Source organism: Streptomyces sp. NBC_00988, from assembly GCF_045162645.1.
GTDB lineage: Bacteria > Actinomycetota > Actinomycetes > Streptomycetales > Streptomycetaceae > Streptomyces.
Genome location: NZ_CP108730.1, coordinates 7,910,979 through 7,928,913, shown reverse-complemented (window position 1 = coordinate 7,928,913; position 17,935 = coordinate 7,910,979). Strand labels below are relative to the sequence as shown.

Below are 17,935 nucleotides of genomic sequence, written 5' to 3'. Positions count from 1 at the left end.
GTCACGTCGCGGGGACGGCACAGTCCCGTCGTGGGGACGGCACCGTCTCGTCGTCGCGACGGTACCGTCACGTCGTCGCCAACTCCCTTCGGGCCGACCTCCGTTGGGCCGCGACCTGGGGATCGAGGGCCGGTACGGCGGCCAGGAGCTGCTTCGTGTACGGGTCCTGGGGTGCGTCGTAGACCTCGTCGGCGGGGCCTTGTTCAACGATCCTCCCGCGTCGCATCACCGCGACCCGGTCGCTGACCTGGCGGACGACGGCGAGGTCGTGGGCGACGAACACGAGCGCGAGGCCGAGTTCGCGCTGGAGTTCGCCGAGCAGGGCGACGACCTGGGCCTGTGTGGTGACGTCGAGCGCGGAGACCGGCTCGTCGCACACGATCACGCGCGGGTCGGCCGCGAGCGCCCGTGCGATGCCCACACGCTGGCGCTGGCCGCCGCTGAACTCGTGCGGGTAGCGGTCGTAGTGCGCCCCTTCGAGCCCCACGCGCTCCAGGAGTTCGCGTACGCGCCCCCGGATGCTCTCCTCGTCGCGTTCTCCACGCGCGCGGAGCGGGTCGGCGATCGACTCGCCCACGCTGCGGCGGGGGTTGAGGGAGGAGACGGGGTCCTGGAAGACCATCTGCACGTCGGGGCGGACCCCGCCGCCGGGCTTGATCTCGCCGGCCGTCGGCTTCAGGAGCCCGACCAGCATCCGGCCCAGCGTCGTCTTGCCGCTGCCGCTCTCGCCCACGATGCCGAGGGTCTCGCCCCGGTGGATCGTCAGCGACACGTCGTCCACGGCCGCGAACGCCCGCTTCCCACGCCCGAATTCACGCCGTAGGCCCGTCGCCTCCAGGACGACGTCCGCGGGCGCTGTGGACGCCGTCGAGAGGGCGCGCGGCGCGTCCACGCGCGGGACCGCGCCGAGCAGGTCGCGGGTGTACGCCTCGGTCGGTGCCCCGAGGACGGTGCCCACCGGCCCGTGCTCGACGGCCCGCCCGTGCCGCATGACCAGGATCTCGTCGACGCTCTCGGCGGCGACACCCACGTCGTGCGTGACGAGCAGCAGCCCCAGGCCGGTCTCCTCGCGCAAGGTGTGCAACAGGTCCAGGATCTGGGCCTGGACGGTCACGTCGAGCGCGGTCGTGGGCTCGTCGGCGATCAGGAGGTCGGGCTCGCAGGCGAGGGCCATGGCGATGAGGGCGCGTTGCCGCATGCCGCCGCTGAACTCGTGCGGGCGCGAACGGGATCGCCGCGGTGCGTCCGGAATTCCGACCCGGTCCAGCACATCGACGGCACGCGCGCGTGCGGCCCGACGTGACACGCGCGTGTGCACCCGATAGACCTCGGCTATCTGGTCGCCGATCGCGTAGTACGGGTCCAGGGACGACAGCGGGTCCTGGAAGACCATCGCGGCTTTCCCGCCGCGCAGTCGGTGCAGGTCCGCGTCGGACGCCTCCTGTACGTCGATGCCGGCCACGCGTACCGAGCCGCCGACGTCGGCCCCCGTGCCGCGGTGCAGCCCCAACAGGGCCGAGGCGACGGTGGACTTGCCCGAGCCGGACTCGCCGACCAGGCCCAGTGCCGCACCCTTCTCCAGCCGGAAGGAGAGGCCGTCCACGGCCCGCAGAGAGCCGAACCCGACCGTCAGGCCGGTCACTTCCACCAGGACGTCCGCCGAGGCGTCCGTCGAGCCGTCCAGCGAACTCATGCGAGCACCACCCGTCGGTCGGCCACCGCGTACAGCACGTCCGCGACGGCGTTGGCGATGACCACGAAGAAGCCGATGACCAGGACCATGCCGACGACCACCGGCAGGTCGACGACATTGACGGCGTGGACGAGTTCCTGGCCGATGCCGGGCAGCCCGAACAGCGTCTCGGTGAGCACCGCGCCGCCGACCGCCGAGCCGACGTTGTTGGCGTTGAGCGCGATGATCGGCGCGAACGCCCCGCGCAGCGCGTGCCGCCCGATGATCGACCGTTCACCGACGCCGTACGCGCGGAAGGTTCGGATGTGGTCCTCGGCGAGCGTCTCCAGCATCGACGCCCTGGTGAGCCGGGCGAACGTGGCGGCCTCGATGAGGGCCAGGGAGAGCCAGGGCAACAGCAGGTTCCAGGCCCACTGTTCGGGGTCGTCGGTGAGGCCGACGTACTGCGGGAAGGGCAGCAGTTGCAGCTGCCCGCAGACGACGATCATCAGCACCAGGCCGATCACGAACACCGGGGTGGCGACGCCCGCGAGGGTGATGCCGGTCAGCAGGCGCTCGGTGAACCGGCCGCGCCGCCACGCCGACAGGATGCCCGTACCGACACCGAGGATCAGCCACAGCACCATCGCGCCGAACACGAGCGACAGGCTGACCGGCAGCTTCGCCAGGATCAGCTGGGTGACCTGCTGGTCGCCCTGGTACGACTGCCCGAGGCAGGGCGCCGAGCAGTGCTCCACGGAGGTGCCCGTGGAGTAGTCCTGGCCGACGAGGATGCCCTGGAGGAAGTGCCAGTAGCGGAGGTACAGCGGGTCGTCGAGCCTCAACTGCTGTGCCACCTGGTGCACTTGCTCCGGGGAGCAGCGCGGGCCGCAGGTGATCTGGGCGACGTTCCCGGGGGTGACGAAGAAGACCACGTAGACGATCACCGAGATGGCGAACAGGGTGATCACGGTGCCGATGGCCCGGCGCAGGACGAAGCCTCCGAAGCCGCTCATGCCGGGTCCTCCTTCTCGCTGTTGGCGTCGGCCGACTTGATCGTGTTGATGCTCGGATCAACTGTTGACCGGCCGGAACCGGCGTCCACCGCGAGCTTCTTGCCGCTCGCGTCGGCCTTCGCCTCGCGCTTGCGCCCCGTGCCGACGCGCAGGCGGGAGGCCGCGCGGGGGTCGAGGGCCGTGCGGACGCCGTCGCCGAGGACGGTCAGGGAGAGCACGGTGACGAAGAGGGCGCCGGCGGGCAGCAGCAGGTACTGCGGGGCGGCCTGGTACCAGACATCGGCGGCGGTGAGCATCTGTCCCCAGGAGGGCGTCGGCGGCTTCACGCCGACGCCGAGGAAGGACAGCGCGGCCTCGGCGCTGATGTTCATCGGGAAGAGCAGCGCCGAGTACGTGATGACGGGCGCGGCCAGGCCGGGCAGCAGCTCGCGGCGGGCGATTCGCCAGGTGCCCCAGCCACTGAGCCGGGCGGCCGCGACGTAGTCGAGTTCCTTGAGGGTGAGCGTCTGGGCGCGCACGATCTTCGCGACGTTGCCCCAGGCGATCAGCCCGATGACCCCCGCGACCAGCAGGGGCCTCGGGAAGCTGTTGGGCACGATCGCGAGCAGCGCCAACGACATGATCATCAACGGCATCGCCACGATGATGTCGGTGATCCGGCTCAACAGTTGATCAACCCATCGGCTGCCGAGCCCGGCGGCGACACCGATCACGACCCCGATGAAGACCTGCACGACGGTCGCCCCCAGGGCGACGCCGAGCGAGACCCGGGCGCCGTACGCGAGCCGGGCGAACAGGTCGCGGCCGGTCTGCGGTTCGACGCCGAGCCAGTGGTCGCCGGTGATGCCCCCGAAGGAGCCGGTCGGCACACCTCCGCGCGCGGAGTCGATGAGCGAGGGGTGGTAGGTGAAGGGGTCCTGGCCCTCGATGGCGGTGAGCAGCGGCGCGGCGAGCGCGACCAGGACGAGCAGGGCGACGACGACCGCCGCGACGAGGGCGGCGCGCTGCGCACGCAGCCGCCGCCAGAACTGACGGGCCCCCGAGACCGCCGGGACGGAGATGCCCGTCCCGGCGGTCTGGGAGGCGACAAGTGCCTCGCTCATGGGGTTACTTGACCGCGACCTGGGAGATGTCCAGGACGCCGGTCCAGTCGCTGATCACGACGTTCTTGATGTCCTTGCCGACCAGTCGCTTGTAGACGGGGTGGAACAGCGGCACGGTCAGGGCCTGCGCGCCGATCTTCTTGTCCAGTGCACCCCAGCGCTTGGCGGCCTCGTCAAGATTCGTCAACTTGTTGATCGAGTCAATCTCGGCATTGACCGACTTGTCATTGAGCAGGCCGGTGTTGAAGTTCGCGCCGTCCTTGACGATCTGGCGGCCGTCGAAGATCGGGGCGAGGAAGGGACCGCCGGAGGGCCAGTCGGCACCCCAGTGGGCGAGGAAGAAGCCCGGCTCGGTCTTGACGCTGTGGATCTTGTCCTTGTAGTCGTTGATCTCCAGGCCCTGGAGCTTGACGGTGATGCCGGCCTTCTTGAGCGCGTCCTGGATCGCGGTGGCGATCTCGGGGCTGGTCTCGAAGTCCTTGTCGTTGGAGTGCGTCAGCGTGACGGTGATCCCCTTCGGGTAACCGGCCTCCTTCAGCAGCTCCTTGGCCTTCGCCGCGTTGCCGGACGCGCCCGCCGGGAAGAGGTCGTAGGGGTCGTACCCGAAGGACTTCTGGTTCGGCAGGAAGGTGGTCGCGGCCTCGGCCAGCGACGAACCGCCCGCCGCGTTCACCACCGACGAGCGGTCGATGGCGTACGAGATCGCCTGCCGCACCTTGACGTTGTTGAACGGCGCGACCTTGGGGTTGAACGCGATGTAGTTCGTGTAACCGAAGTGCCCGGTGCCGACGCGCGCGGCGAGTTCCTTGTCGCCGGTGACCTTGGCGAGTTCGGCGGGCCCGAGGTTGGTGTCCGTCGTGACGGCCGCGGCGTCCGTCCCCTGAGACGCGGACAACCGCTGGTTGATCACGGACGAGTCGAGCCCCGACTTCACGTCGATCTTGTCCGGGTAGGCCTTGCGCTCGGCGTCCGTCGCGGTGGACCAGTACTTGTTGCGCTCCAGGACGATCGTCTCACCGTCGTTCTGGTTGCTGACGACCTTGTACGGGCCGGACGAGACCGGGTGCTCCTCGTACTTCGTGCCCGTGTCCTTCCCCTTCGGGACGGGCGTGAACTGCGTCTGCGTGGCGAGGTACGGGAACTCGCCCTCGGGCTTGTTCAGATGGAAGACGATGGTCCGGCTGTCGGGGGTCTCAATGGCGCTGAGCCCCTTCTTGTCCTTGTACGGCCCCTGGTAGTCGGCCGCGCCGACCAGCCAGTCCCGCAAGTAGGGCGCGCCGCCGGAGAGTTCGGGGGCGAAGGAGCGCTCGACGCCGTACTTGATGTCGGCCGAGGTGATCGCGGTGCCGTCCTCGTACTTGAGGCCCTTCTTCAGGGTGTACGTCCACACGGTCGCGTCCTTGTTGGGGCGCCCGGTGTCGGTGGCGAGGTCCGGGACGACCTTGGCGCCGGCCGCGCCGTTCTCGCGGTTGCGGGTGGTGAGCGTACGGAAGACGAGGGAGGGGACGTTGCCGCCGCCGGAGGTGTACAGGCGGGCCGGGTCGAAGTCCTCCTGGGGCTGCGAGTTCAGGACCGTGAGCGTGCCGCCCTTGTGGGGCGTGGAGTCACCGCCGGAGCCCTTGGCATCGTTGTCCTTCGGCCCGCAGGCGGCGGCGCCCGCTGCCACGGCCAGGCTGACGGATGCCACGGCCACGCGCCGGGCTATGACGGACGGTTGACGCATCGGAATGACGACCTCTCGGATGACTTTCGAGGATCCCGCCGGGATTTCCAGGAGATTTCTCGAATGGTGAGACTGATGGACGAGGAGTGAGACGGAAGTGAACAGCCGTCTGCTCCGGCGTCAGGTCGTCGAAAAACCCTGCCAAGGTCACGCGGCAAGGGCATGGTGGTGCGGGTCGCGACACGAACGCCGGAGGCGGTGTTCAGCGACAGAGGATGTCGGCCACGCAGATCGGGGTCACGCCGATGAGCGCCAGCTCGATGATGGCGCGGCTCGGGACATGACTAGACCACATGCGCAAAAATATGATGGAAGTTGCGGCTCGTGTCAATGTGACATAAGCGTCGCCCGTCAACTGCCCGGGTACGGCCAGGGGTTCGCGAGGCAGTGGATCCCGTCGTGATCGAGGAACTTGGTCTGCTGCTGCATGACCGGCGCCAACTCGCCGTCCTTGTCGCAGGTGACGTGCCCGTAGCCGAGACGATGACCGACTTCATGGTTGATCAACATCTGTCGATACGCGTACATCTTGTCCCCATATGTTGACGACCCCTGCGCCCATCGATACGCATTGATCAACACACGTTCGGTGGCCGCCGAGTCGCACGACACGTTGTCCTCGGTGGTGTCGAGCCCCGACTTGGCGCACCACGTGGCGGTGGTACCAGGACTGGCAAGGGTGATCACGAAGTCCGGTTTGCCCGTGTAGATGCGCTCGAAGGTACGGGCGCCGTTGTGGGCCCAACTCCGCTTGTCGTTCAGCGTCTTCTGCACGGCCTGCGCGAAGAGCGTCCCGTCGAGCCCGAGCCCCTGCTCGACATCCACGCGGTACGTGTACTTGCGCCCCTTGCCGGGCACCTTGTCGACCCCGGGCACCGCGTCGAACTTGTCCGGCCCCTTGAGCTTGGCGCTGAGCGGGTACTTCTTGGCCATCTTCTGGGCGTACGTCAGGGCCACCAGGCGCGGCGTACCGGACGGACCGACCTCCGGCGAGGCCGTCTCTCTGGCGTCCCTGGCCCGATCGGTCGCCGCCTGCGACCGCGCCCCGTCGCCATCGCCGTCCTTGGCGACCTGCCCGGCGACGATGACGGCCAGCACGGTGGTGACGGCGGCGGCCGCGATACCTGTGTACGTCCGTCCCTTACGGCCCTTGGCGGCCCCGGGCGCGGAGTCGAGGCCGGCAGGGGGCTCGTCGTCGGCGTCGCTCTCGGGGGTCCAGGTGGTGACGGCGCCGTACGGGTCGGAGGGGTGCGTCGCGACGCCGGTCCGGGGCGCGAAGACGTCGTCGTCCGCATCCGCTTCGAAGGCGTCGACGTAATCCTGCCGTGGACTACGACCGGCCTGCCCACCTCGCCGGGAACCGGCTTGAGGAGCCTGGCGCTGCCGCGGGATGGGCAGCCCCGGGCCAGAACCGGAGGGCGTACCGGCGACGGGGGTGTGAGGCATGCCGGGGGTACCGGGTGCGCCGGGCGGAGCTTGAGAAGCGCCGAGCGGCCCACGCGGCCCACCGGGTCCCACACCGCTCCGCCCCCTCAACTCACCCCAGGCGCCCCCGGATTCAGGCTGCTCGGGATGACCGGCACGCACGCGTGAGGTGCCGTCGGGCACATGAGGGACACCGCGCGCGGGAGTGCCATCGGCCAGCCTCGGAAACCCGTGGGCCGGAGTGCCGTCGGGAAAACGGGGAGTGCCCTGCACGGGGGTGCCGTCCGGCGCGCGAGGAACACCGCGAGCCGGTGTGCCATCCGGCAGCCTCGGAAAACCATGAGCCGGAGTGCCATCGGCCAACCGGGCAAACCCATGGGCCGGAGTGCCGTCCGGAAGCCGGGGAACACCGTGCCCCGGAGTGCCGTCAACGGAACGCGGCGCACCCTGCGCCGACCAGCCGTCCGGCAAACGCGGCACCCCGCGCGCGGGAGTGCCATCAGGGAGCCGCGGCCCGCCAGCCTCAGGACCACCGCCGAAGAAACGCGGCGACCCGTGAGCCGGGGTCCCATCAGGAGGACGCGGCCCGCCTTGAACGGGCGGCTGCCCCTGGTAAAGCGGCACTCCGCGACCGGGTGTCCCCTCCAGGGGACGCGGCCCACCTTGAGCCGACGGCTGGCCCTGATAACGCGGCACTCCGTGAGCGGGGGTCCCGTCCGCGAAACGCGGCGCGCCCTGCTCGGGCGGCGACCCTTGGACACGCGGCACGCCGTGAGCCGGGGTCCCGTCCTGAGGACCCCGGCCGCCTTGAGCAGGCGGCTGCCCCTGGAAACGCGGCACCCCATGAGCAGGAGTCCCCTCCGCGAAACGCGGCTCACCCTGCTCGGACGGCGACCCTTGGAAACGCGGCACGCCATGAGCCGGAGTCCCACCCGCGAAACCAGGCACACCGTGAGCCGGGCTCGCACCCGCGAAACCCGGCACGCCATGAGCCGGAGTCCCGTCCTGAAGACGCGGCCCCCTCTGAGCAGATTGAGCAGGTGGCGCCCCCTGAGCCCGCGGAACTCCCCGCGCAGGCGTGCCGTCGGTCAGCCCCGGCCCCGGTATGCCCCGAGCCGGTGTCCCGTCCGGGAGGTTCGACGCCCCGTATCCCGGGTTCCCGCCCGCCGAAGACCGCTGTTGGCCAGGTGGCACCCCGGGCCCGGAACCAGGAGAACCAGACCGGCTCCCCTGCCCCCGCTGAGACCCCCGAGTCCCCGGCGGCGTCCCCGGCGTTCCCTGAGCGTCCCCGGACGCGCCCTGCGCGCCCGTTCCGCCCTTCCCCGCCCCTGTGCCCACGTCCGCGGAGTCACCCTTCGCAGGGGACCTACGGCGACTATGGCGTCCCACGTCGCCCCCTCAGCTCCCCGCGTTCGTATCGTCGGCCTTGCCATCGCCCCCGGCACCGGATCCGGACCCCGCGCCCGCTCCCGCACCGCCGGCATCACTCACCGTACTCACCGAACCGCCGCCCCGGGACCCCCGCGCACCGCCCCCGCCACCTCGGCCGAAACCATCCGCTTCAACAGCACGGCGTCCCCGCACGGCACCGGTGTCCGCAGCGCTGCCGGCACCGGCTCCCGCCGACTCCCCCACCTCGCCGAACTCTCCCAACTCCCTCAACTCCCCTGCATCCGCGAGAAGTTCACGGAACGCCGCAGCCACCGTCTCCGGGTACTCCATCATCGCGACGTGCCCCGCGTCCGGCAGGGACAGCAGGCGGGAGTCGCGGAAGGTGCGGGCCGCGCGCTGGGCCATGCGGTAGCCGACCAGTTGGTCGCGGCCGCCGTAGACGAGGAGGGTGGGGGCGAGGACGCGTTCGGCCTGGCGCCAGAGGCCGTGTTGGCCGCCCAGGGTGTACGCGTTCACGATGCCCCGGGAGGAACGGGCCATCGCGTCCCAGAAGTACGGCAGTTGGAGCCGTCGCTCCAGCTCCTCGACCGCGTAGCGGAACGCCTCCGGTGTCACGTTGCCGGGATCGCCGTAGCAGAGGCCGAGGACGCCGCGGACACGCTGTTCGGCTGTCCACTCCCTGCTGATGCGGGTGAACAGGGACGCGATCCCCGGCACGCCGAGCAGCGCCGTCGGCAACGCCGAGCGCTGGACGCGGATCTCCGGCAGGGCCGGCGAGATCAGCGTGAGCGTGCGGACGAGGTCCGGGCGCACCGCGGCCACGCGGGTCGTGATCGCGCCGCCCAGCGAGTTGCCGAAGAGGTGCACCGGGCCGCGCCCGGCCGCGTCGAGGTAACGGATGACCGCGCGCGCGTGCCCCGTGACGGAGTAGTCGCCGTCGTCCGGTGGCGGGGAGTCGCCGAAGCCCGGCAGGTCGAGGGCCTCGCTGTCGACCAGGCCGTCGAGCTCGGCCATGAGCTGCGACCAGTTCTGCGAGGAACCGCCCAGCCCGTGGACGTACAGCGCGGGCGGCAGTCCTTCGCGCACCGCCGCTCTCGACCGCACCGTCAGGGTGATCCCCGGCAGCCCGACCGACCTGAGCCGCTCCCCCTCGCCGACCCTGACGGGCGCCACCTTGGGGAGCACACTGGCGGCCGACACGGAGGGCAGCTCTGTCGAAGACATGCGGCAATGTTACGAGACGATCACGCAGTGGCTCATGTGTTCGCCGTCACAAGCCCTGCGCCTGCCCTAGGACAGACCCACGACAGCCCTACGGCGTCAGCCATGGCACCCCTGCCCGGTGTCTCCTAGGCTCGTAGACAGGGCACCCGTATCGACAAGCGCACGACGGACGACATAGGGCGCACGACGTACCAGGAAGGGAGCCCGCCATGACCGTCGACCCCAGCGATCCAGAGACGTTCGAGGACGAGAGCGACACCCCGTACGACGTCGAAGCCCCCGAGGACGACACCACCGCCGACGAACAACCGACCGATGTCGACCCGAGCAAGGCCAACGAGGCCGACGTCGTCGAACAGGCCCGCGTCGTCTCCCTCGACGAAGACGACTACCGGTGACACCGACCGGCCCCTTCAGTAGGCGGATCAACAGGTGGACCGGGCCCCTTCAGTAAGAAGAAGCCGCTTACCTCCGACCGCCCGCGACCTCTACATCCCCTTCTAGGGGCATTCGCACGGCTTTCACCATCGTCCGGTACGTGAAATTCTGCGCTCGCACCGCGCACACCACGGTTACCGAAAAGTACGATGGCGGCGCGGCGCTCACCGCATGAGGACGACATTTGGGAGGCGGCGTGACAGCCATCGAGCAGACAGAGGCGGCGCGCCCGCGGGGCACCCGCCTGCCGCGCCGTGCCCGACGGAACCAACTGCTGGGCGCCGCCCAGGAGGTCTTCGTCGCGCAGGGCTACCACGCGGCCGCGATGGACGACATCGCCGAGCGCGCCGGCGTCAGCAAGCCGGTGCTCTACCAGCACTTCCCCGGCAAGCTCGACCTCTACCTCGCCCTCCTCGACCAGCACTGCGAGTCGCTGATCCAGGCGGTGCGCACCGCGCTCGCGTCGACGTCGGACAACAAGCAGCGCGTCCGGGCGACCATGGACGCGTACTTCGCCTACGTCGAGGACGACGGCGGCGCCTTCCGGCTGGTCTTCGAGTCGGACCTGACGAACGAGCCCGCCGTGCGCGAGCGCGTCGACAAGGTGACGAACGAGTGCGCCGAGGCGATCTGCGACGTCATCGCCGAGGACACCGGCCTCTCCCGGGCCGAGTCGATGCTGCTGGCCTCGGGTCTGGGCGGTCTCGCCCAGGTCGTCGCCCGCTCCTGGCTGCACAGCGACCGCAGCGTCCCGCGCGACCAGGCGGTCCAGCTGCTGGCCTCGCTGGCATGGCGCGGCATCGCCGGTTTCCCGCTGCACGGCAACGAACAGCACCACTGACCGCCGACGAACAACACCACGGGCAGCCGCGCGGGCCATGGGCGGCCGTTTGTTCCCGTGGGCTGTTCGCTCTTGGCGTTCCGGCGCGGAACATCTACGTCCCTTCGCCGGGCTAATGTGTGCTGCGTACGGCGCGGAAGATCGCGCACTTTGCTGACCGTCGGAGGGACATAGCCGTGGAGGTCAAGATCGGCGTGCTGCACACGCCTCGCGAGATCGTTCTGGAGACCGGTCAGAGCGCCGAGGAGGTCGAGCAGGCCGTGGCCGAGGCGCTGACCGGGAAGGCTCCGCTGCTGAGCCTCGTGGACGAGCACGGCCGCAAGGTCCTCGTCCCCGCCGACCGGCTCGCCTATGTCGAGCTCGGCGAGGCGGCCCCGCGCAAGGTGGGCTTCGGCGCGCTGTAGTCGCGAACGGACGAGGGGGCCCGGTGACCGTGGAGGTCACCGGGCCCCCTCGCGTTTCCACCACAGATGGAGCACAAGTCACCCACAGGGGAGGATTGCATTCCGCAGGTCACGGGTATGACCGGCTACGACCGCACAACGACGCCGGCCGTGGGAGGGACCCCCGTGATGATCCTGGAAGCGCTCGGCTCCGCTGTGCTCGGCCTGCTGCTCGCGTGGGCCGCCACGCACCGGCTCGCACACCGTCTGCCGACCCGCCCCCTGGTGTTCTCCACGGGCGTCGCCGGAGCCCTTTTCGGTGACTTCGTCACCCACAGCGCGCTGGGCCCCGGCAGCGGCCTGGTGAGCCTGCTCGGCGCGGCGGTCGTCTCGGCGGCGTCGCTCTCGCTGCTCCTTCGACCCTCGCGACGGCTCCGGGGACGATCCGCCCCCGCCTAGCCGTACTGGCCCCGGTGACGCTTAGGCGGCGAGCCCCAGGGCCGCCATCCGCTTGGTGTGCGCCTCCGTGATCCGGGAGAACATCCGGCCCACCTCCGCGAGGTCGAAGCCGTCCGCCACGCCACCCACGAGCATCGTCGACAGCGCGTCCCGGTCGGCGACAACCCGCTGGGACTGCGACAGCGCCTCACCCATCAACCGCCGTGCCCACAGGGCGAGTCGGCCGCCCACGCGCGGGTCAGCGTCGATCGCCGCGCGTACCTTCTCCACGGCGAAACTGGCGTGCCCGGTGTCGTCGAGAACGCCGAGCACCAGCAGGCGGGAGTCCTTGTCGAGGCGGGCGGCGACCTCGCGGTAGAAGTCGCTGGCGATCGAGTCGCCGACGTACGCCTTGACGAGGCCTTCCAGCCAGTCCGAGGGCGCCGTCTGCTTGTGGAAGCCGTCGAGGGCGGCGACGAACGGCTGCATCGCGTCGGTCGGCTCGGCCCCGATCTCGGTGAGCCGGTCCCTGAGCTGCTCGAAGTGGTGGAACTCGGCCGACGCCATCTTCGCCAGCTCCGCCTTGTCCGCGAGCGTCGGCGCCAGCTTGGCGTCCTCCGCGAGCCGCTCGAAGGCCGCCAGCTCGCCGTACGCGAGGGCGCCGAGCAGGTCCACGACCGCGTTGCGGTACTGCGGGTCGACGGAGGCCGTGGCCCAGTCCTGGGCGGCGACTCCGGTGGGTTCGGCGGGCGCGTCGGAGGCGTTGTCAGCGGTCGTCATGAAGCGCACAATAGCCCGCTCACAGCACGGCGGAAGTCCCTGGTCAATCAGTGTGACGACGACTACGTGACCAAATCGGCCAACGCATGTGCGTGATTCCGGGGTATGGTGGTAATGCGCCCGCCGAGTATTCGCCGGGCCGCACGAATGAGGATGCCCGGTCGGTGGCCCGATCGGCTCCGACCCGACAGCCCTCCTCGCCCGTACGTGACAGTGCGTACGTCGTTCGGAGGGGGACCCTCAGCGGTTCGAGCGCTAGAGCGTCGGCAGTGGTCCCGTGCAGTACGGCTTGCCCTCACGGGTTGTCCGTAAGGCAGCCGACGTCCCCGGCACGGTCCTGACACGACCCCCGCGCTCGCCTCGCACCGCGCACACAGAAGAGGCAGCACCCTGACTACTTTCCGAGAGCTCGGAATCCTTCCCGAGACCGCTGAGGCCCTTGAGGCCGTCGGTATCGTCTCCCCCTTCCCGATCCAGGAGATGACGCTTCCCGTAGCCCTTTCCGGCACGGACGTCATCGGCCAGGCCAAGACCGGCACCGGCAAGACGCTGGGCTTCGGCCTCCCGCTCCTGGAGCGCGTGACCGTCCCCGCCGACGTCGAGGCAGGCCGGGCCAAGCCCGAGCAGCTGACCGACGCCCCGCAGGCACTCGTCGTGGTCCCCACGCGCGAGCTGTGCACCCAGGTCACCAACGACCTCCTGACCGCAGGCAAGGTGCGCAACGTGCGCGTCCTCGCCATCTACGGCGGCCGGGCCTACGAGCCGCAGGTCGAGGCGCTCCGCAAGGGCGTCGACGTCATCGTCGGCACCCCGGGCCGACTGCTGGACCTCGCGGGCCAGAAGAAGCTCGACCTCAAGCACATCAAGTCGCTCGTCCTGGACGAGGCCGACGAGATGCTCGACCTGGGCTTCCTGCCCGACGTCGAGAAGATCATCAACTTCCTGCCGGCCCGCCGTCAGACGATGCTGTTCTCGGCGACCATGCCGGGCGCCGTCATCGGTCTCGCGCGCCGCTACATGACGCAGCCCACGCACATCCGCGCCACCTCGCCGGACGACGAGGGCGCGACGGTCGCGAACACCAAGCAGTTCATCTACCGCGCGCACAACATGGACAAGCCCGAGCTCGTCGCCCGCATCCTGCAGGCCGAGGGCCGGGGCCCGGTCATGGTCTTCTGCCGTACGAAGCGCACGGCGGCCGACCTCGCCGACCAGCTCCAGCAGCGCGGCTTCGCCTCCGGCGCGGTCCACGGCGACCTCGGCCAGGGCGCCCGTGAGCAGGCGCTGCGCGCGTTCCGCAACGGCAAGGTCGACGTGCTCGTCTGCACCGACGTCGCCGCCCGCGGTATCGACGTCGAGGGCGTCACGCACGTCATCAACTACCAGTCCCCCGAGGACGAGAAGACCTACCTGCACCGCATCGGCCGCACCGGCCGCGCGGGTGCCAAGGGCATCGCGGTCACCCTCGTCGACTGGGACGACATCCCGCGCTGGCAGCTCATCAACAAGGCGCTGGACCTGGGCTTCCCGAACCCGCCGGAGACGTACTCCACGTCCCCGCACTTCTTCGAGGAGATGAACATCCCCGCGGGCACCAAGGGTGTCCTGCCCCGCTCGGAGCGCACGCGCGCCGGGCTGGCCGCGGAGGAGGTCGAGGACCTCGGCGAGACCGGCGGCCGCGGCGGCCCGCGTGGCCGGGGCGGTCGCGATGGCGGCCGAGGTGGCCGTGACAGCGGTCGTGACGCCGGCAGGGGCGGCCGCGACAACAGCCGCGACAGCCGCGACGAGTCCCGTTCCACCGACACCGAGCGCGCGGCACGCACCCCGCGCCGCCGCCGTCGGACCCGCAACGGCGCCCCGATGGAAGGGACTTCGGCGGCTACGGCCGTGACGTCGTCCACTCCGGAGGAGACCGCGGTGGCCGCCTCCGAGGACACCGCGACCCGCACGCCGCGCCGCCGTCGCCGCAACCGCAACGGAGCGACGGGAGAGCAGCTGCCGGCCACGGCGGTCACCTCAACGCCCGTCACACCCGTGTCCGAGGTCGCGGAGAACGCCGTAGCCACGGCTGAGGGTTCGACCCTGGACACCCCGACGACGTCACGCCGTCGGCGTACGCGGAAGTCGGCGGAGCCCGCGGTCGAGACCGCGGTGGTGACCCCGGTGGCCGAGGCCCCCGTCGCCGAGACTCCGGTCGAGGAGACCAAGCCGCGTCGCCGGACCCGTAAGGCCGTACAGGCCGCGGAGCCGGTCGAGGTCGCAACCCCCGCTGTCACCGAACCCGCCGCCGTGGCCGCGGTCGACACGGCCGAGGCCGTCGAGGCCAAGCCGCGTCGGACCCGGGCGCGGAAGACCACGGCTCCGGTCGAGGCGGTCGAGGTCGTCGACACGGTCGAGGCCGTCGAGGAGACCAAGCCGCGTCGCCGTACCGCGACCCGCAAGGCCGTCGCCGACATCCCCGCGCAGGTGGTCGAGGAGCAGGGCGACGCCGTAGCGGCCGCGCCCCGGCGCCGTACCCGCAAGGTCGCGGAGCCGGTGGTGGAGGCCGTGGAGACGCCGATCGTGGCGGAGACCAAGCCGCGGCGGACCCGGAAGACCGCGGCTCCGGCCGAGGTCGTCGCCGTGGACACCGCCGAGGCCGTCGAGGCGAAGCCGCGCCGTACCCGCAAGACGGCCGCCGCCGTTGCCGTAGAGGCACCGGCGGAGGTCGTCGAGGCCAAGCCGCGCCGCACTCGCAAGGCCGCGGTTGCCGCCGAGGCCGCCGTGGACACGGTCGAGGCTGTCGAGAGCAAGCCGCGTCGGGCCCGTAAGACGGCCGCCGCTGTTGCCGTAGAGGCACCGGCGGAGGTCGTGGACGCCAAGCCGCGTCGGACCCGTAAGGCAGCGGTTGCCGCTGTCGACACGGCCGAGGCTGTCGAAGCCAAGCCCCGTCGGGCCCGCAAGACGGCCGCCACCGCCGAGATCCCGGCCCAGGTGGCCGAGGAGGCGGAGGTCAAGCCGCGTCGGCGTACGACCCGGAAGGCCGCCGAGGCTCCGGTCGCCGTGGAGACGGCGGAGGCGCCCGAGGCGAAGCCGAGGGTGCGCCGTCCGCGCAAGACCGCGGCGACGGCGGCAGTTGAGGCCACCGAGGCCTGACCAGCTCAGTAACGCCGATGGCCCGGCCCACTTCATGTGGGCCGGGCCATCGGCGTTCCACCAGCCCGTTAACCCGGTTACACCCTCCCGTCCCCATCCCGCCCAGCCTCGCCGGTTAACCTCACCCCATGAGCAAGCCGCCCTCCTTCACCCCGCCCCCCGGCGCTCGCGCGTACACCCTGCAGACCGCTCGCGGTGAGTTCGCCGTCGTGGACTCGCCTGTCGGCGACGGTGTCGAGGCCAAGGGAGTCGCCCTGTTGCTGCCGGGGTTCACCGGGAGCAAGGAGGACTTCAACCCCTTGCACGAGGCGTTCGGGGCGCGCGGATACCGGACCGTGGCCGTGGACGGGCGGGGTCAGTACGAGACGGACGGGCCGGCGGACGACGAATCCCCTTACGCCCAGGACGAGTTGGCGCGGGACGTGCTCGCGCTGGCCGAGACCGTGGGCGCGCCGGTGCACCTGCTCGGGCACTCCTTCGGCGGCCACGTCGCGCGGGCCGCCGTGCTGCTCGACCCCACGCCGTTCGTGTCGCTGACGCTGATGGCGTCGGGGCCGGCGGAGATCTCGGCCTCCCAGCAGCAGCGCGTGAAGCTGTTGCGGGACGCGCTCGCCGTGATGTCGATGCCCGAGGTGTGGGACGCGATCCAGGCGATGGAGGCACCGGAGGAGACCGAGACCGGCGGTGGGCTGGACGAGGAGCTCGACGACCGGGCCGACCTGCGCCGCCGCTGGCTGGGCACCAAGCCGGCTCAACTCCTCGCCGCGGGACGCCAGTTGTGCGTGGAGCCGGACCGGGTGGCCGAACTCGCCGCAGTCCCCCTCCCCGTCCACGTCCTGTCGGGCTCGCGCGACGACACCTGGCCGGTACCGCTCCTCGACGACATGGCCGTACGACTGAAGGCGCGCCGGACGGTCATCGCGCGGGCCGAGCACTCACCGAACACGGACCAGCCGGCCGCGACGGCCAAGGCCATCGCCGACTTCTGGGACGCCACCACCCCCTAAGGGATCAGTACTGCGTCTGCAGGTGCTCCCAGAACCCGTCCCGCAGCGCCCGCCGCAGATCGGCCTGCCCGCGCAGGGAGTACTGCAGCAGCCCTTCCGCCTCGACCAGCAGGTCCTGGTCGACGGACCCCGGCAGATACGGATGCCCGGGCAGCAGCTCGACCAGCGCTTCCCTCCCCCGCGCCGCGAGCCACTTCGCCGCGATCTGCGCGCCCACGAAGCGGACGTCGTCACGGGTGGGCCGGGTGGCGGCGGCCTCGTAGACGGCGGACGCGCGCCGGGAGACGTACGGCTTGAAGAAGTCGAGGTCGAAGGTGCGCTGGCTGTCGACCTCCCAGAGGAGCGGCTCCGCCTGGTTACGGCCCTCCGGGGCCTCGATTCCCCACAAGTGGACGCGGGCGCCGTACCCTTGGGCCGCCTCGACCGCCGAGACCAGGTCCTCGTCGCCGCCGATGAGGGCCGCGTCGCTGATGGCGCGGTGCCGGGCGAGGGACTCCAGGTCGGAGCGGATGAGTGAATCGACGCCCTTCTGCTGGTTGTTGGCGTTCAGATTGCCCAACCGCACCTTGACGTCCGGGAGTTCGGCGATGGACTGCTGCTCGGAGGTGTGGATGCGGCGCCGGGCGCCGTCGTACCAGTAGACGCGCAGCAGCCGGCTGTCCGCGAAGATCGTGCGGGCCTTGTCGATGAGCGCCTCGATGAGGCCCTCGGTGTCGAGGTCGAAGGTGCGTCGGTCCTCGGTCCCGGAGACGAGCCGGCCCGCGGCTGCATACAAATACCCGGCGTCGACGAAGATCGCATGCGTCGAGGGCGTCTTCGCCACTTCGGCGAGCATGCGCTGCAGCAGCTCGTTCGTGCGGTCGAGGCGGGCGCTGAGGGCCGCGAGGTCGTCGTTCATCGGCTCCATTGTCCCGGCGGTCACGCTGCGAACACAACCGGTCCCGGTCAGTCTCGCGTCGATCTCTTACCGGTCAGTAATTAGGCGTGCGAAAAATTTCCTTAGCGTAGGGAATGTTTGTAACACGCATCCCGTTGACTACATACGTAACCAAGTAGTTCTCCTCAGGAGGATGACCAGACGAAGGGAGAAGCCCATGCGCTTCGAAATCATGCGTCTTGACGAGGTCGACGGCACCACCGTGGACAGCACCGTCGTGGACGCCGCCTCCGTCAATCGGATCGTGCAACAGGCTGCCGCCATAGGACAGCGCCTGTGGATCCGCCCCGCCGAGACCAAGGCCTCGTAACACAGGCCGCGCAATACCTACGACGTAACACTGACGACGTAATACCTACGACAGAGCCCGCGACCCTCACGCGGATCGCGACCACACTTCAGAGCCCCGCACGGCACCGAC

Annotated in this window: 16 protein-coding genes; 7 read left to right on the top strand and 9 right to left on the bottom strand. The window is 70.5% G+C overall.

Annotation, left to right across the window (positions count from 1 at the left end):
• Positions 1-67: 67 nt before the first annotated feature.
• The 7 genes from OG496_RS36610 to OG496_RS36580 form a co-directional block, all read right to left on the bottom strand.
• On the bottom strand, positions 68-1,693 hold the full coding sequence (locus tag OG496_RS36610; protein ID WP_405973927.1) for a dipeptide ABC transporter ATP-binding protein: 1,626 nt from the start codon (positions 1,691-1,693) through the stop codon (positions 68-70).
• On the bottom strand, positions 1,690-2,688 hold the full coding sequence (locus OG496_RS36605; protein ID WP_393763330.1) for an ABC transporter permease: 999 nt from the start codon (positions 2,686-2,688) through the stop codon (positions 1,690-1,692). Before OG496_RS36605 ends, OG496_RS36610 begins: the two co-directional genes overlap by 4 nt.
• Positions 2,685-3,791, bottom strand: coding sequence for an ABC transporter permease (locus OG496_RS36600; RefSeq protein ID WP_405973926.1), 1,107 nt, complete (start codon positions 3,789-3,791; stop codon positions 2,685-2,687). Before OG496_RS36600 ends, OG496_RS36605 begins: the two co-directional genes overlap by 4 nt.
• A gap of 4 nt (positions 3,792-3,795) precedes the next feature.
• Positions 3,796-5,514 carry an ABC transporter substrate-binding protein gene (locus OG496_RS36595; RefSeq protein ID WP_405973925.1) on the bottom strand — a complete coding sequence of 573 codons (1,719 nt, stop codon included), beginning with the start codon at positions 5,512-5,514 and terminating at the stop codon, positions 3,796-3,798.
• Positions 5,515-5,716: 202 nt separating this feature from the next.
• Entirely contained in the window at positions 5,717-5,809 is a 93-nt protein-coding gene (locus OG496_RS36590) for an Ms4533A family Cys-rich leader peptide (protein WP_405973924.1), read from the bottom strand.
• A 56-nt stretch (positions 5,810-5,865) separates the two neighbouring features.
• The gene (locus tag OG496_RS36585) at positions 5,866-7,419 is read right to left on the bottom strand and encodes a DUF3152 domain-containing protein (RefSeq protein ID WP_405973923.1); all 1,554 of its coding nucleotides are present in this window, start codon (positions 7,417-7,419) and stop codon (positions 5,866-5,868) included.
• Between the two features lie 918 nt (positions 7,420-8,337).
• A complete protein-coding gene (locus OG496_RS36580; protein WP_366489712.1) occupies positions 8,338-9,555 on the bottom strand; it encodes an alpha/beta hydrolase in 1,218 nt (405 codons plus the stop codon).
• A gap of 209 nt (positions 9,556-9,764) precedes the next feature.
• Here OG496_RS36580 and OG496_RS36575 point away from each other — a divergent pair, with 209 nt between their 5' ends.
• The 4 genes from OG496_RS36575 to OG496_RS36560 all read left to right on the top strand — a co-directional run bounded on the left by OG496_RS36575 (position 9,765) and on the right by OG496_RS36560 (position 11,676).
• Positions 9,765-9,953, top strand: a complete 189-nt coding sequence (locus OG496_RS36575; RefSeq protein ID WP_405973922.1) for a hypothetical protein — start codon at positions 9,765-9,767, stop codon at positions 9,951-9,953.
• A 236-nt stretch (positions 9,954-10,189) separates the two neighbouring features.
• On the top strand, positions 10,190-10,834 hold the full coding sequence (locus tag OG496_RS36570) for a TetR/AcrR family transcriptional regulator (protein WP_366489710.1): 645 nt from the start codon (positions 10,190-10,192) through the stop codon (positions 10,832-10,834).
• 176 nt (positions 10,835-11,010) lie between these two features.
• A complete protein-coding gene (locus OG496_RS36565) occupies positions 11,011-11,238 on the top strand; it encodes a DUF3107 domain-containing protein (protein WP_019072095.1) in 228 nt (75 codons plus the stop codon).
• 168 nt (positions 11,239-11,406) lie between these two features.
• On the top strand, positions 11,407-11,676 hold the full coding sequence (locus tag OG496_RS36560; protein ID WP_366490386.1) for a hypothetical protein: 270 nt from the start codon (positions 11,407-11,409) through the stop codon (positions 11,674-11,676).
• A gap of 21 nt (positions 11,677-11,697) precedes the next feature.
• On the opposite strand, the gene OG496_RS36555 is transcribed toward OG496_RS36560, so the two are convergent.
• A complete protein-coding gene (locus OG496_RS36555; protein WP_033282009.1) occupies positions 11,698-12,435 on the bottom strand; it encodes a ferritin-like fold-containing protein in 738 nt (245 codons plus the stop codon).
• Between the two features lie 480 nt (positions 12,436-12,915).
• Here OG496_RS36555 and OG496_RS36550 point away from each other — a divergent pair, with 480 nt between their 5' ends.
• Both OG496_RS36550 and OG496_RS36545 read left to right on the top strand, forming a co-directional pair.
• Positions 12,916-15,570 carry a DEAD/DEAH box helicase gene (locus OG496_RS36550; protein ID WP_405973921.1) on the top strand — a complete coding sequence of 885 codons (2,655 nt, stop codon included), beginning with the start codon at positions 12,916-12,918 and terminating at the stop codon, positions 15,568-15,570.
• Between the two features lie 128 nt (positions 15,571-15,698).
• Positions 15,699-16,577: an alpha/beta fold hydrolase gene (locus OG496_RS36545; protein WP_405973920.1), complete on the top strand. Its 879-nt coding sequence runs from the start codon at positions 15,699-15,701 to the stop codon at positions 16,575-16,577.
• Between the two features lie 4 nt (positions 16,578-16,581).
• Here OG496_RS36545 and OG496_RS36540 read toward each other — a convergent pair whose 3' ends face one another.
• On the bottom strand, positions 16,582-17,475 hold the full coding sequence (locus OG496_RS36540) for an NYN domain-containing protein (protein WP_366489705.1): 894 nt from the start codon (positions 17,473-17,475) through the stop codon (positions 16,582-16,584).
• Between the two features lie 196 nt (positions 17,476-17,671).
• Here OG496_RS36540 and OG496_RS36535 point away from each other — a divergent pair, with 196 nt between their 5' ends.
• The gene (locus OG496_RS36535; protein ID WP_019058373.1) at positions 17,672-17,824 is read left to right on the top strand and encodes a hypothetical protein; all 153 of its coding nucleotides are present in this window, start codon (positions 17,672-17,674) and stop codon (positions 17,822-17,824) included.
• The last annotated feature ends 111 nt before the right edge of the window (positions 17,825-17,935 follow it).